We start from the raw sequence: 15,559 nt of genomic DNA, 5'->3' as shown, positions 1-15,559 counted from the left end.
CGTCCCGGAGGGATGCACAAAAACTGCGGTATTGGGCCCTCCTCTTCTTCCGTGTCCTTCGGGGTACAGCCGCGGCCCTTATACGTGCCGTCGATGAGGTGCTGCGCCTGACTCACGAGCGATAGCATGCCTGGTGTCCAACGGGAGGGGGATCCGGTCGGGGTCATGGGCTGACGCGACATCGCGCGCTCGCGTGTCATGGCCCGACGGTCGATGCGCGGGTTTGGCTTGCCGCGCAAAATGGAGCGAGGCGTATTCGACGTGGCCGGAGGCGCCTTCACTACGACATGAAGGCGCCGAGCCAGAGATCTATTTCCCGGTGCAATCTCGCAGAGCCTTCAGGCGTACTCGCATTCCGGAATCAAATATTCGGCGCACATATCGGCGTCGAATAGGACACCAGGCTACCCGCGGGGCGCGGCCGAGTCTTGCGGCTAAGACGGAGGGCTCGTGCGCATCGGCCGCCCGGGCATTGGCTCGAAACCGCTGACGTCAGGTTCGGCAGAAGTTGTCGTCGTGCGAGTGGCGACGCCGGTCGGTGCTGGTCGGATCCGCTTCGTGTCGACGTCCGAAGCAAAGGAATGCGGTGCTCCTTCGAGGGCGATCGGGCGGTGCGTGTCAGACGACAACTCTGTTCCAAGTTGTCGTCGCCCGCCGAAGCCGCTCCCGACGGCAGGGCGGGTGGTCGGGGTCAGGTGGCGGTTCGCTCAGAGCAACACGGTCACGTCGCGTTGGCCCACACGGCGCGCTTCCGCATCCTGGGTCGCAGCCGGCCGGTCGTTGTTGGGATCGTGAGGGTGTGCTGGTCGGTGCGCTGTCAGTGATGACAGGCGACAGCTACGAGGAAAGTTGACGCTTTCGGCCGTCTGCTGGGGATTAGGCGCGGTCGTTGGCGCCGGCGGAACGCGATAGGCGATGAGATCGAGCGAGGTGGAACCTGGCGGTGCGATGGTCTGAGCCGACGACAAGTTTGCTGCATTCTGACGTCACGGGGCGGAGTACATGCATAGGTTGTGGCTTATGGCGTATCCATGCCGGTTCTCTAGGGTAGGGTCGAATACTTTGGCCGCTTCGGGATTTGTGCCCGCGCCGACGGCATCCGGCAGCTGAGACGCAGGGATGGCTCCGAGCGGGGGACGACGTTCGCGACGCTCCGTAAGGCGATCGACCTGCCTCCCCGACGGCGGAGCATTTGGCCGGCCGTGGAAAACAAAACCCCACCGGCGAAGCCGGCGGGGCTCTGACCCGGGATTAAAACGGGATCTCGTCGTCGAGGTCGCGGCTGTAGTGGCGCTGGCGCGCAACGGTCTGGTCGCCGCCGGCGGGAGAGGTTTTCGACTGCTTCGCCGCCTGGCGGCGCTGACTCCTCTTCGCGTCAGGCTGGGACGCCGGGGCTAGACTCGGCTGCGTCGGGGCGAGAGCCTGGGCCGAGACTTGGGCGGGAACCTGGGCCGGCACCTGGGCCGGCGTCGGCGTGGCATCTTCCTTCGGCTTGCTGAGGCCAATGACGCGGAACACCCGGCGCTGGCGGCGGCCGTCTTTGGTCACCAGGGCCTCGTGGACGCCATAGACGCGGATCGGCCGATTGGCGGCGAGCTCGGGCTCGATGTCGGCAAGGGCCTTGCCGGCGGCGGTGACCATCAGATCGTACGTGCCGTCGCGACGAGCGTAGCGGACCGGGGCGAAGAAGGTCGCGGTCCGGGTTCCGTTGCGGTTGGCGCTGAACTTGATGCCCTTCGGCGTGAGGTTGCGGGTGTAGATGTCGTCCTGGTTAGTGTCGCGGGCGGTAGCGATCATCGTCATCTCCTATCGGGGTTTCAATCGAGCACCTGCTCGCTGACCGGTCCGGAGACGAGATTCGTGACGGGAGGCTGGGCGAGGAGCCGCCCTCCCCACCGCCGTCGCGTTTGGTCGGCCGTGGAAAACGAAACCCCGCCGGCGAAGCCGGCGGGGCTGTGACCTGGTGATCAGAACTGGATCTCGTCGTCGAGGTCGCGGTTGTGATAGCGCTGATGAGAAGCGGTCTGGTCGCCGTCGGTGGAAGAGATATTCAGCTGCTCGGCGGCCTTGTGGCACGCGCGCTTTCTCGCCTCAGGCTGCGGCTCCGTGGGGACCTTGGCAGGGCTGGTGCGTTGAGGCCGTCGCGGCATCTTCCTTCGGCCGGCTGAGACCAATGACGCGGAACACCCCTCGTTGGCGACGCCCGTCGTTGGCGACCAAGTCCTCGTGGACGCCATAGACGCGGATCGGCCGAGCGTTCTCAAGCTCGGGCTCGATGTCGGCGAGGGCCTTGCCGCTGGCAGTCACCATCAGATCGTAGGTGCCCTCGCGCTTAGCGTAGCGGACGGCGGCGAAGAAGGTCGCAATCCGGGTTCCGTTGCGGTTGGCGCTGAACTTAATGCCTTTCGGCGTGAGGGTGCGCGCGTAGATGTTGCTCTCGTTGTTCTCGCGGGCGGTGGCGGTCATCGTCGTCTCCTATCGGGGTTTCAATCGAGCATTTGCTCGCTGACCGGCCCTGAGACGATCCTCGTTCGTCCGGCCGTGGGGCACCCTCCCCGATGGCGGCACGTTTGCCGTGCCGCCCAAAACACGGCAAGGCAGCGGCCCATGCGCTTGTACGCTTGGATTTATCGCAATTCAGGCTTCCGCGCGGAGAGCGAGAGAGATGGTGGGCCACCAGTCGGCCGACGAGGAATGGGCGATTTCGCGGCGCTGCTGCGGAGCAAGGCGCGCAATGTTGCGCGGGGATAAATCAACGCCATCATCTGGCGTTTTCAGACCGGCGCAATGGCGGGATGTGCCGGGGGCGCTATGGGCCTCGCGCGCCCTTGTACAATCGCTGCATGCGCTAGCCAGCGTCCGGTGTCTGGGACCGGACCAGCAGTTAGGGGCGGTCTCGGCCACCTATGACGGTGACATCGGGATGATCGACTTATCCGGCGTCCGCATGCGTGCACGAGTATGGTGCCGCGACTAAAAAAATGGTGACGACGCTCGTCGTACGGAGCGCGCGCGGCGGCCAGACCGACAGGGCAGACGAGCTCCCAGCCGCTTCAGATCGAGCACAGAAGCAAGCACGCGACATAATGCGAACACGACCATCCAGCCTGCTGCTTCGGGTCCCACTTACGCCGTGATCTCGGCCAGCCGGAAAAATGGCCGCGTTCTAGGTATGCGCCGGCTATAGCAGCGCGCCGCCCCCGAGAACACGCTCCCGGCACGCCGGTCAGGTCTGATCGTTGCCGGTCAGAACTTGATGTTGATGGTGCCCTTGAAGGCGTTGTCCTCGGTGCCCGAGCCGAACTGGCCGCTGTAGGTCACCGACGCCGACACCGACTTCGAGAAGGCGTAGTCGACCCCCGCCCCGACGAGCGCCGCGTCGCGGGCGATCGGAACGCCCGCGACCGAGAACGCCGAGCCGCCGCTCGCGAAGGCGAGCGAGGCCGACGAGTTCACGTCGCCGAAGGCATGCTGCCAGCCGAGGCTCGCATGCGGCGTCAACGCCGCCCCGTTCGCCATCTGGAACACCGTCGCCGCCCGCACGCCCAGCGTCGAATAGAGCGTGTTCTCCGTCTCCGCCGACCCCGTCAACGCCGCCGGCGTCCCCGTCTCCGTGAAGTTCTGCGACGACAGGTTGACGTAGGCGAGGTTGGCGAACGGCTCGAGTGAGGCCGCCCCGAACATCTTCGCATCGACGCTCTTGCTCAGGTCGACCCGCCACGCCGCCTCGCCGAACACCTGCGTGGTGCCCGCCTGGTAGTTCGACGAGGCGAGCCCCGAGAAGCCCGAGAAGGCGATGGTGCGGTCGACCGACAGGTCGTGCCACGTGTAGGACGCCGCGGCCAACAGCGACAGCGAGCCGAACTTGGCGCCGCCGTAGAGACCGAGATCGTAGTTGTCGATGTCGCCCGAGGACGAGCGGGCATCGACGTTGAAGGTCGAGCGGCTGTAGCCGCCGACGATGCCGACCCGCGCCGCCTCCGACACCGCCGCGTCGATGCCGGTGAAGAAGCCGCCGATGGTGCGGTCGACGCTCGCCGCGTTGCCGTTGCCGGCGGTCTGGCCCCAGGCACCATAGGCCTGTGTCCACACCGTTGCGTCGTAGCCCGGCGCCAGCTTCGCCGTCTCCTGGCCCGAACCGGACTGGCCGATGAGCCCCTGGCGCACGCGGGTGCCGACCGCCTCGCGCAGATAGCTCGATTGCTGCTGCATGACCGACGAGGCCGAGGCATAGGCCTCGCCCGACAGGGCGTCGAACGCCGCCGGAGCGCCGGAGGTCGAGACCGCGAGCACCGCGTCGTAGACCGCGTTGCCGAGCCCCAGGCTCTGCGCCGCATTTGCCGCCGCCCACTGGTTCGTCGTGGTGGCGAGGCTCGGGAAGCTCACGTCGTTGCGGGCAAGCGTCAGATAGACGTCGTTGGCGTCGTAGGTGAGCGATGGCGTCAGGAAGGCGAAGTTCGAGACCACCGAGGCGAACTGGCCGCTGACCCCGCCCTGGGCGGTGAGGATCGTGTAGGTCGCGAGCGGCGTCGAATAGCCGTTCTGCGCGATCACCTCCACCGTGCCGCCGGAGATCGTCGCGGTTCCCGTCGCCGTGATGAGATCGTGGGCCCCGTTCGCATAGACGTCGACGCGGTAGATCGAGCCCGACCCGAACGTCACGTTGCCGTTCACGGTGAGCGTGCCGGGCGAATAGCCGGGCGAGGCCGTGCCGCCATCGAGCACGCTCAGGCCCCCGATGGTGCCGGTGCCGCCGATCACGCCGCCGAAGCCGATCGTGTAGCTCGAGGCCGAGACCGCCCCCGGCGCCAGTTCGAACGTCGCGTCGGCGACCGAGATCGGACCCGCATAGGCGTTGGCGCCGGTGAAGTTCACCGTGCCGCCGATGATCGTCACCGAACCCGGGCCGGAGATGGTGCCGGGGAAGTTGTAGGTGTCGGAGCGGTTGAAGACGAGCGCCGCGTTGTTGACGATGGCGCCGACGAGCGCGCCCGTGGTGCCGCCGTTGCCGATCTGCAGCGTGCCCTCGGAGATCGTGGTGCCGCCGGTATACGTGTTCTCACCGATCAGGATGAGGGTGCCGGCGCCGGTCTTGGTCATGGCGCCGGTGCCGGTCATCGCTCCCGCATAGACGCCGGTTTCGGTCTGGTTGAACACGACGGTGGCGTTGTTGGCGATGTTGCCCTGCAGGCTCGTCGCGTTGCCAACGAGAGTGCCGGCCGACACCGTCGTGCCACCCGAATAGGTGTTCGCGCCGGTGAGGGTCCAAGTGCCCGTGCCGGTCTTGGTCAGATTGGAGAACCCCTGGAACTGCCCGCTCGCGCTGATCGAGCCGCTGAGGGTCTGCGCACCGCTGCCGGTCAATTCGAGAGTGTTGTTGCTGCTCGCATTGGTAACAATCCCAACCAGCACTGCTGCCGTGTCCAATGCGAGGAGGTTGGTGCCAGCGCCCATGCTGATCGCAGTACCGGATGGCGACCCGGCGGAAATCCAGCCGGAGTTCACGATGGTCGTGTTGCCATTGCCGGTCTGGACCGCGATCGCGCCGCTGGTCGAGATCAAGCCGCTGTTGTTCAGAGTTTGGGTTGTGCCGTCGAGGGATATCGCGAGGCCGGTTGCGGTGATGATGCCGGTGTTGGTGACCCCGATCGAGCCGTTCGTCGTGGACGACGAGGCCATCGTGACGCCCATGCCGCTGTTCGCCACGATGCCGGTGGCGCCCGTGATCTGGCCGTTGTTGGTCACGGTAACGTTGCCGAGGGGCGTTTCCGCGAGAATGCCGCTGTCGCGTGTCGCCGTCACCACGCCGATCGCCGTATTCGTGATCTCGACGTTGCCGGAGAAGTCGACCGTGCCGCGCAAGCCGTTGTAGCCGGCCGGTGGGCTGATGAGCGCGTGCGCCGCGTCGAGGCTCGGGTCGTTGTAAGACGTCACGGTGCCGCTGTTGACGACCGTCGCGTTGCCAATCTCGGTCGCGGCGTAGATTGCATTCGAATTGCTGGTCGTCGCGATCCCTGAATTGCTGATGGACGCGTCGCCGTTGTTCGACCAGGCGACGAGGGCCTGGTACAGGGTCGAGTTGACGGCACCCTGATTTATGAGCTCCGCCAGTCCAAAGTAATCGATGACGCGTATCCCAGCCTGATACGCGTTGATAACACCCGTGCTCGTATTCGTCACCGACACCGTTTGCGCGGTGGTACCCGCATAATTGCCGTCTGCGTAAATCCCGCGAACGCTATGAGCGGTGATGCTGCCGCTGTTGGTGACCGTCACGGCACCGATATGGGTGGTGAGGTCGATGCCCGAGACGTTGGTGGTCTCGATTGTGGCTGCACTGTTCACGGCGACGTTGCCGCTGACCTCATTCCGCACCCACACGCCGCCGAATCCGGCATTTGTGGTGAGCGATACGGTCGATTCCAGCGTCACGTTCACATTGGTTTCTGCCGCGCTCGACGCCATGTTCAACGCGCCGTAGGTCGTCGCGTTGACGATGGTGTTGCGCATCGTGAGCGTCAGCTCGAACGGACTGCCGGTGGTGCCGCCGGGCTGCAAGGTAACCGTGTTGTTGGGAATCACGATGTCGTCGACCGTCATCGTCACCGGGCCGGACACGGCATAGACGCCGATACCGTTCGCCGAGTCGCAGGCGTTCGTCGTGGCGTTGCCCGTCACCGTGCATGCGACCCCGTTGGCGAATGCCGGCGTTGTCGCGAGGGTGAATCCGCCCGCGCAAATGGCAGTGCCCGCAAGAAGCGCGACCGCGGTCGCACGGCCGTGCAAACGAACCTTCTCAACGCCGGCAACACCAGCGCGCACTCGATGCAGCATGATTTCCCCCCGCCCGAGGGCTAGCCGCTCCGGGCCCGGCAGTCGCGCCAGGAGGACCATATCATTGATCCGCCTAGTCTTTTTGAACACCCCTTCACGAGTGTGTCACCTTCATGTCGTAGCAAACCGGCCTTCGCGATGTCAACGTCCGGCCCGGGCGACGGTGCAGACCGCCGCTGTGACGAGGTGCAATATCGAGCATCGCGGCCAGAGCGCCATCTCAGAAGAACACGTTAGGCGCGCATCGCGAACATGGGTGGCGATGACGATCGCTTATCCGCCCCGCTGATTTCGCCCCCGCATCACGGCAAGATACAGAATATACTGAGTGTTCTTTCCTCTCATGTCGACGAATGAACGCGCATCTACCCATGGATTGAGGCTGACTTTGGCGGCGCCAGGTCCGTTGAGGCGCGCGCAAGCGCCGTCCAGTCGCGACTTCAGAGACCACACCTGCAGTTGCACTTCGGGAGTGCTGACCCTCGCCCGTGCGCGACACCCCCGAACCAGCGGTGGGACAAGAAAAGGACTCCGATCCGACGCATCGCGCCACAACCCAGACGAGAGCGTGGGCGCGCAGCGAACGTTAACGATTTCGTGAAGGCTTTGCCCCCGGGATGAGGTCTGGGTCCGTGTGGCCCTCTCCCGAGCACGGCGCCCGTTCCGGAATCGCGCGAACAGACGCGGCCTCACGTGCGGTTCAGACGGACCGCGGACGTCCCCTCCTATCCGCCTGTCCGATCCGACCTTACCAAACCCAGCGCGAACCATTTGCGGCACCGGGGGTTGGGTCCGAGGCAGGGTCCGCCCGCGAAGGGCGGCGCGGCCCGCAATGGAGCGGAGACGCCGGAATGAGTCGCTTTCTTCTTGTCTTCGCGGTGCTCGCATCGCTCGCCGGTGCCGCTGTGGCGCAGCCGACCGACACCACGCCGTCGACCAGCGCGCCAAGCCGAAATGGCGACGTCACCGCGCCCCAGCCCTCGACGGGGACCGGCAACGGTCAGGACATGACCCCGTCCGGGACAAATCAGGCGGGACCGGCGGAGCAGACCATCCCCCAGCAGCGGACGGGCGGCGCCACGATCATTCTATGGCCGGCGATCGGGGCCCTGATCCTGATCGTCGGCGGACTCCTCGTCTACTACAGCATGCGCCGGCAGCGCCTCGATCCCCGCACCCAGCGCGCCCACGACTACGCCACACGGGAGGTCTTCAAGCAGGACGGCGAAGGTCCGACCGGCCGGACCGGCGGGTCCTGACAGATAGGCGCACACCGCCCGCGTTCGTGGCGCCGCACCGCGCCCCCACGAACGCAAAGTGGAGCCGTCGGCCGGACGCTCGCGCAAGGCAGCCGCCACGGCGCGCCGGCGTCGCAACTTGCAACGCGCGCCGCTTATTGCGCGGATGCCGTCGCCTTGAGCAGGGTTTCGATGCGCCGGCGCTGGGACTGGAAGGTGTCGAGCACGTTGCCGCTCAAGACACGGCCACTCGCGAGCTTGATGCGCAGGGGGTCGACGTAGCGGCCGTTGACGCGCACCTCATAATAGAGGTGCGGGCCGGTCGAGTAGCCGGTCGAGCCGACATAGGCGATGGTCTGGCCCTGGCGGACGCGGGAGCCGACCTTGAGCCCCTTGGCGAAGCCCTCGACGTGGGCGTAGGTCGTCTCGTAGCCGCCGTCGTGCCGGAGGCGGATATAGCGGCCGTAGCCTTCCTCATAGCTGATCGCATCGACCACGCCGGCACCCGCCGCGAGGATCGGCGAGCCGATCGGGGCATTATAATCGACGCCGTTGTGGAAGCGGCGGTCGCCCAGCACCGGATGGATGCGCCAGCCGAAGCCGTTGTTGAACTTGCCGTTCGGCAGCGGGTTGCGCATCAGCGTCTGGGTCGCCGAACGGCCGCCGTCGTCGTAGAAGTCGGTGCTGCCGTCGTCGGGCGCCTCGAAGCGGTAATATTTGTGGACCGTGCCGCCGATCCGGACGGAGGCGAACAGAAGCTCCGGGGCCTGCTCGCCGTCCGCCGCGCCGTAGACGAAATCGACCGTGTCGTCGGGAGTGAGCTGGCTGTCGAGGGAGATGTCGTGGCCCGTCAGGCGGGTCAGCACGTCGGCGAGGGTTCCCGGTGCCACGCCTTGGTCCGAAAGCGCGCCGAGCGCGTCGCGCACGGAAATGCCGTCGAGCTCGGCCGGATCGATCGGCCGGAGCGCCGGCTCGGCCACGGCCGGTCCCGCTGACGCGAGAACCACGCGGCGCGCCGGCGCATCCTTCAGCGCGACATAATCGCCGCGGTCGCGCAGGGCGACGACGTCGACATGGCCGTTGCGGCGCTCGACCGCGATCTTGATCGGCTTCTCGCGGGAATGCTCGTCGACATAGATGAAGCGGATCTTCTCACCGCCGGCGAAGGTGACGGTCTTGCGCCCACCGTGGGCGAGGCTGCGGTCGATCGCGGCGCGGTCGCGGTCCGACAGCCCCATGCCCGAGAGAAGGTTGGTCAGGATATCGCCCGGCTTCGCGACGACGACGACCTCGCTCGGCATCGCGTGCATCGGGGCCGCGGAGAGCGTCGAGACATTGATCGCCTGCCCGCGCGGCGCGCCGGCGTCCTGGGTGTGCCGCGTGCCGTTCGGCATCCGCTTGTGGCGGAATGGATCGCGCGGGATGTCGGTCGGGGCGTAGGCGCTGACCGAGCCGTCGAGGCCACCGGCACCATGCGGCGTGGCACCGAGGCCGCTGCCGAGACCGGGCGGGCCGAAGGTGCGGGCGATCACGTCCGCTGCATCGCCTGGGTCGGGACGATCGCGCGGCACCGGGACATCCGGCGGGGCCTGCACTTTCGGAGCGAGCGCAACGTCGGCGAGCCGCACCACCACATGGGTGAGGGCCCGCAACTCGGTGCCTTCGAGCTGCTCGACCCGGGTCTTGCGGGCGATCGCGGGGCGCGTCGCCGGTTCGGCGGTCGCCTCCTGTCCAGGGCGGTCGCCGAGGGCGAGCTCCGGGTGGTGCACGGTCGAGCGGACCACGGCCGGCTCGGCGAAGGTGACCTGCATCACCGGCCGCAAGGCGGTGACGAGAGCGCCGGCGATGAGGAAGCCGGCGATGCCGCCGAGGAGGCTCGTCGCGCCGAGCCAGCGCAGGTCGAAGGCCTGGCGGTGTTCGAGGACGTCGCGCGAAGCGCCCGCCACCATGAGCGGCGCCATCTTTCCGATGCCGCGTCCGGTACGGCGGCCAAGCCTCATGTCGGCAAGCGTCTTGTCGCCGCGCGGGACCGTCCGGTCGTGGGTCCGCCCCGCATCGGCACTCGCCGCAGCACTCACGCGGATCGACCCTCGACGTCCATCAGACCCTCCGAAGTCCCTGGGCTGGCCGCCACCGGGGTTCGGGGGCGGGATCGGTGCAGCCGGTGGTACCCGGCTGCGGAAGCGTCACGACAGGCCACTCCTTCGTGGCATCAGGATGACCGCGGACGGGTGTCCACAGGAAAGACATTGATCCCTTCGGCCTCAGAAACCGAGGGCGGCGCCGTCCTTGCGGCCATCGGACCCGGCGACGAGGATGCCGCGATCCTCGTCGACGAAGATCGCCTGGCCACCCCCGAGTGGCTCGGCGGCGCGTCGCACGACATGGCCGCGGGCGCTGAGATCGGCGAGGACCGCATCGGGATAAGCCGGTTCGAGCTCGAGCACGCCGTCGAAGGCGAAGGACCGCGGCGCATCAAGGGCCGCCTGCGGATCGAGGCCGCGATCGAGCAGGCCGGAGAGGAACGCCGCTTGGCCCGCCGCCTGATAATGGCCGCCCATGACGCCGAAGACGCCGGCCGCGCGTCCATTGCGGCGCACGAAGCCGGGGATGATCGTGTGCATCGGCCGCTTGCGCGGGGCGAGGACGTTCGGATGCCCCTCGAGCAGACGGAACGAGCTGCCGCGGCTGTGGAAAAGAACGCCGGTCGCCGGATCGAGCCGGGTCGACCCGAACGCGTCGAAGATCGAGTTGATGAAAGAGACCATGTTGCCGTCGCGGTCGACGACACAGAGATAGACGGTGTCGCTGTGCTCCGGCTCGTGCCAGAACACCGGCGCCCGCGCCCGGCTCATGTCGATGCGGCGGGCGAGCCGCTGCGTCGCCTCGTCCGACAGCAGGTCGGCGACCGAGACCGTCATCGCGGCCGGGTCGCAGATCAGCGCGTCGCGGTGGTGGTAGACGAGCTTCACCGCTTCCGCGTGGATGTGCACGCGGTCTGCAAGCGAGGTCGAAGGCCCGAGATCGAACGCCTTGAGGATATTGAGGATCATCAAAGCGGCGAGGCCCTGGCCGTTCGGCGGGCACTCCTCGACGTCGACGCCGCGGTAGTGGGTCGAGATCGGCGTCTCATAGAACGCGGCGTCGCGCCCCTCGGCGAAGTCGTCCACCGTATGGGTTCCGCCGAGCGCGCGCAGATGGCGGACCATGGAGTCGGCGACGGCACCCTCATAGAAGGCCGAGGCGCCGTTCGCCGCGATGTCGTGGAGGCGCCGGCCGAGCAGCGGCTGGGCGTGGCGGTCTCCCGCCCGCGGCGCGGCGCCGCCGGGCAGGAACAAGGCCCGCGAATCCGGATCCGCCTCGAGCGCCGGCGCCTCCAGCGCCCAATCGAGCGCCACGCGCGGCGTCACCGGATAGCCGTTCTCGGCATAATCGATGGCGCGGCGGAAGATCTGATCGAGGGGAAGACGGCCGTGGTCGGTGTGGAGACGGGTCCAGGCCGAGATCGCACCCGGCACCGTCACGGCGAACGCGCTGTCGCGGGGGATTTCCTCGTCGAGGCCGCTCGCCCGCGCCGCCGCCAGCGTGGCGCCCGCCGGCGCGCGTCCGCTGCCGTTGAGGGCGATGGTCGCGCCACCGCGGGGGCATAGAGGACGAAGCAATCGCCGCCGATGCCCGTCATGTGGGGTTCGACGACGCTCTGCGTCGCGACCGCCGCGATCGCCGCATCGACGGCGTTGCCGCCGGCACTCAGGATTTCGAGCCCCGCCGCGGTCGCGAGCGGATGGGAGGTCGCAACGGCGCACTCACGCGCCACCAGCGGAGAGCGTCCGTGGCTGAAGAAGTCGGTACGGTCGATGGCGATCAAGATGGAGCACTCGTCGGAGCGGCGCCTGCGAGCAGCGCGTGGGAGCGGCGGGGCGGAACGGCGGCACCTTAGGACGCCGCCAGCCGGTCCGCCACTCCCAGAGACGTAGGGTGCTCAGGCGGCGTCGCCGGCGGCCGCCTTCTCCTGCGCCGCGCCATAATGGGCGAAGGTCGCGGCGAACCGGCCGTTGATGTAGTCGCCGGCGGCGATCGGCGGATATTTCGCCGGATGATCGGCGTCGATGCAGCTCGGCAGCGCCTCGACGACGGTGTCGTAGTTCGGCCCGAAGAAGAACGGGATCGAATAGCGCTCGCGGCCCGAGCGGTTGATGGCGCGATGCACGGTCGAGGCGAACAGGTCGTTGGTCCAGCGGGCCATCTGGTCGCCGATGTTGACGACGAAGCAGCCGGGGATCGGGTCCGCGGCAATCCATTCGCCGGCGGTGTTCAACACCTGGAGGGCGGGAATGGCGTCCTGGGCGAGGATCGTGAAGCACTCATAATCGGAATGTGCGCCGATGCCGATCTGGCGGTCGTCGATCTCGCCGAATTGCGGCGGGTAATGGAGGACGCGCAGGGTGGCGAGCGGCTTCGAGACCATGGAATCGAAATAGGTTTCGTCGAGTTCGAGCGCCAGCGCGAAGGCGTGGAGGAGATGGCCGCTGAGCTTCAGCATCTCGGCATGATAGGCCTCGAGCGCCGCGCGGAAGGCCGCCTGCCCCTCGGGCCACTGGTTCGGGCCGTAGAGCACCTTGCCGGCGAGAACGTCCGGATCGTCGGCCGGAACTTCGAGAGCGATGTCGTAGGATTCGTGGAGATCCCCCCGGGCGGTCGGGTCGGTATTCTCCTCGAGCAGCGCCGCGTAGCCGCGATTGTTGCGCGACAGCGAGACGTGGTTGCGCATCTTCGCGGCGTCGTCCTGCGCAAAGTAGGTGTGCGCCGCGGCGAACGTGGAATCGATCACCGCCTGCGGCACGTGATGATTGCGCACATAGAGGAAGCCGACCTCGGCGCAGGCCTTGCGCAGCTTGGCCGCGAGGTCCGCCTTGGCCTCCGCGTCGCCCGAGAACATCGGCTCGAGATCGATGATCGGAATCTCGTCGAAGCTGGTGCGCCGCGGATCGAGGCCGCCGGATCGCATCAGGCGCGCACCGTTGCCGGTTTCCAAAGTCTTCATCTGTCGGTTCCCTCTTGGTCGGAAGCGGTGTCGAGCACGGTCTCGACATAATAACGCGGGCCCCGAAATCCGTAGCCCGGACTGAAATAATCCTTACAGAAGTCGACGAAGGCCCGCGTCTTGCGCGAGGCGTTGTTGACCTGCGGGATGCGGATGTAGATCCACTTCTCTTCGGACTGCCACTCGGGCATCAACGCAACGAGATGTCCACGCTCGCACTCGATATCGGCGAAGAAGGTCGGGAGATAGACGATCCCCTCGCCTGCCACGGCGAAATATTTGACGGTCCAATAATCGTTGCTGGAGAAGTCGCAGCGCGGCAGCAGCTCGACCGCCTCGGCCCCGCGCTTCAGCCGCCAGGATTGCAGGCCGGTGCCACGCCGGTAGAGGATGCCGCGATGCGCCTGCAGCGCGTCCGGATGCGTGGGGCAGCCGGCGGCGTCTAGATAAGCCGGGCTCGCGAAGAGGCCGAAGGTCGCCGACGAGATTCGTTCGCCCGCCTGCCCCTCGTCGCCGGGATCGTCCCATGAGACGATGACGTCGAAGCTCTGGAGCCGGTCCGGCGCAAACAGCACCGTCGGCGAGATAAAGACGAGCTCGAGCTTCACGAGCGGATAGAGTTGCCGAAAGGCGTAGAGCATCTGCGCATTGAAGGCGGTGCCGAACTCGCCGGTGGAGGCGATCCGCAGCGTCCCCGCCACCGTGTCGCGCATCGCCGCGAGCGCCGAGCGCGCCCCGTCGCAGGCATCCAGGATGCGCTGGGTGTGGGCGAGAAGCTCCGTGCCGGCGTCGGTCAAGGCGAGGCCGCGCCCCTCGCGCACGAACAGCGGCATGTCGAGGTCGGCCTCGAGCTGGCGCAGCTTGAGGCTGAGGCTCGATTTCGGCAGGCCATGCAGCTTCGCCGCGGCGGTCAGCGATCCGGCCTCGGCGATCTTGGCGAAAGTGTCGAGGGCGTCGAGATCCATGGACCCTCTGTCCATAAAACTGGACGATGTGGCGAATTTTTAGGCTGATTATTTTATTTGCATGGACGATCATAGTGCGGCTTAATGCACCGCACAAGGGTCGCGGCGAGGGTCGCGGATCGTCGCGCATTCGTTAGCCGGCTCGGGGGAGCGACGGCGCGCGACGGGGATCGACGGCGCGCCCTGTGCCGCAGCCGGCCGTCAGAGCGGGCGCGGCGGACCATGCCATTCCAGACAACGCCGTCCTGCGCGGACGGCCCCACCGCACAGGGGACTACCATGACATCCAAGCGATTTGGCACGCGCCTCGCCTCGGTGCTCGCGCCGGCCGCCGCTGGCCTCGCCCTCCTCGCCGCCACCGGCGACGCCGAAGCCTTCAAGCTCGACGGACCGCCGAAGATCGCGTTCATCTACGCGAGCGCGGCCCAGGACGGCGGCTGGGACGAGGCGCTCGAGATCGGCCGCAAGGCGGTCGAGGAGCAGCTCAAGCTGCCCGTCGCCGTCACCGAGAACATCCCCGAGGAAGCGACCAAGCTCCGCGCGGCGATCGATCTCTACGTGAAGCGCGGCTACAACATCATCGTGGGGACGACCTACGGCTACAGCGCGCCGATCGCCGAAGCGGCGAAGGCCTATCCGAACGTCGCGTTCCTCAACGCCTCGGGCACGACCAACGGTGCGAACCTCGAGAGCTTCTACGCCCGCACCTACCAGGGCTGGTATCTCGCCGGCATCGCCGCCGCCGACGCCACCAAGTCGAAGAAGATCGGCATGATCGCCGGCTTCCCCGTCGGCGTCATCAACTGGGACATCAACTCCTTCGCCCTCGGCGCCCAGTCGGTCGATCCGGCCATCCAGACCACCGCCGTCTACACCAATTCCTGGTGGGATCCGGTGAAGGAAGGGCAGGTCGCCGACGCGATCCTCGACCAGAACGCCGACGTGATCGCGACCGACTTGAGCTCCGTCGCCCCCCTCGACGCGGCCGAAAAGCGCGGCGCGAAGTCGATCGGCTATCAGCTCGACATGTCCAAGGCGGCCCCCAAGGGCATCCTGACCTCGGTGCTGTTCCGCTGGGACCGCTATCTCGTGCCGACCATCAAGAGCATCGTCGACGGGACCTGGCAGCCGAAGCCGTACGGCGCCTTCGAGGGTCTCGAATCCGGCGTCGTCGATCTCGCGCCCTTCGGGCCGAGCGTGACTGCCGAGACCAAGGCGAAGATCGAGGCGGCCAAGCAGGCGATCATCGCCGGCAAGCTCGATCCCTTCCAGGGCCCGCTGTTCAAGCAGGACGGCTCGCAGGTCGTCGCCGCCGGCGCCAAGGTCGACGACGAGGCGCTCTGGAACATGAACTACTTCGTCAAAGGCGTGATCGGCACGATGCCTGCATCGACCAACCCGTGACGGCTCGGAGCGGGGCGCTCACGCGGTGCCCCGCTCTCCCCTCACCTCGGTCGACGCGACGAACGGTCCTGTGC

The 15,559-nt window shown here is 67.2% G+C and carries 8 protein-coding genes and 1 pseudogene; 2 read left to right on the top strand and 7 right to left on the bottom strand.

What is annotated here, in order from left to right; all coding sequences use genetic code 11:
* Positions 1-1,251 precede the first annotated feature (1,251 nt).
* From F0357_RS21675 to F0357_RS25355, 3 genes are all read right to left on the bottom strand, one after another.
* Positions 1,252-1,797, bottom strand: a complete 546-nt coding sequence (locus tag F0357_RS21675) for a hypothetical protein (RefSeq protein ID WP_153489925.1) — start codon at positions 1,795-1,797, stop codon at positions 1,252-1,254.
* Between the two features lie 294 nt (positions 1,798-2,091).
* Positions 2,092-2,466 carry a hypothetical protein gene (locus F0357_RS21670; RefSeq protein ID WP_153489921.1) on the bottom strand — a complete coding sequence of 125 codons (375 nt, stop codon included), beginning with the start codon at positions 2,464-2,466 and terminating at the stop codon, positions 2,092-2,094.
* A gap of 780 nt (positions 2,467-3,246) precedes the next feature.
* Positions 3,247-6,678, bottom strand: coding sequence for an autotransporter outer membrane beta-barrel domain-containing protein (locus F0357_RS25355; RefSeq protein ID WP_208948532.1), 3,432 nt, complete (start codon positions 6,676-6,678; stop codon positions 3,247-3,249).
* Positions 6,679-7,685: 1,007 nt separating this feature from the next.
* Between F0357_RS25355 and F0357_RS21660 the strand changes: the two genes are divergently transcribed.
* Complete coding sequence (locus tag F0357_RS21660) at positions 7,686-8,093, top strand: hypothetical protein (RefSeq protein WP_153489906.1); 408 nt, start codon at positions 7,686-7,688, stop codon at positions 8,091-8,093.
* A 134-nt stretch (positions 8,094-8,227) separates the two neighbouring features.
* On the opposite strand, the gene F0357_RS25350 is transcribed toward F0357_RS21660, so the two are convergent.
* From F0357_RS25350 to F0357_RS21640, 4 genes and pseudogenes are all read right to left on the bottom strand, one after another.
* Positions 8,228-10,150 (bottom strand): M23 family metallopeptidase, encoded by a 1,923-nt coding sequence (locus tag F0357_RS25350; RefSeq protein ID WP_153489902.1) that lies wholly within the window; start codon positions 10,148-10,150, stop codon positions 8,228-8,230.
* 186 nt (positions 10,151-10,336) lie between these two features.
* Positions 10,337-11,940: pseudogene (locus tag F0357_RS21650) on the bottom strand (gamma-glutamyltransferase family protein).
* A 114-nt stretch (positions 11,941-12,054) separates the two neighbouring features.
* Positions 12,055-13,116, bottom strand: a complete 1,062-nt coding sequence (locus F0357_RS21645; protein ID WP_246161846.1) for an isopenicillin N synthase family dioxygenase — start codon at positions 13,114-13,116, stop codon at positions 12,055-12,057.
* Positions 13,113-14,081, bottom strand: a complete 969-nt coding sequence (locus F0357_RS21640; protein ID WP_153489891.1) for a LysR family transcriptional regulator — start codon at positions 14,079-14,081, stop codon at positions 13,113-13,115. Before F0357_RS21640 ends, F0357_RS21645 begins: the two co-directional genes overlap by 4 nt.
* A 279-nt stretch (positions 14,082-14,360) precedes the next feature.
* Between F0357_RS21640 and F0357_RS21635 the strand changes: the two genes are divergently transcribed.
* Positions 14,361-15,485, top strand: coding sequence for a BMP family ABC transporter substrate-binding protein (locus F0357_RS21635; RefSeq protein ID WP_153489887.1), 1,125 nt, complete (start codon positions 14,361-14,363; stop codon positions 15,483-15,485).
* Positions 15,486-15,559 lie beyond the last annotated feature (74 nt).

This window comes from Segnochrobactrum spirostomi (assembly GCF_009600605.1).
Classification (GTDB): Bacteria; Pseudomonadota; Alphaproteobacteria; order Rhizobiales; family Segnochrobactraceae; genus Segnochrobactrum; species Segnochrobactrum spirostomi.
This window is presented reverse-complemented; position numbering and strand designations above follow the sequence as displayed.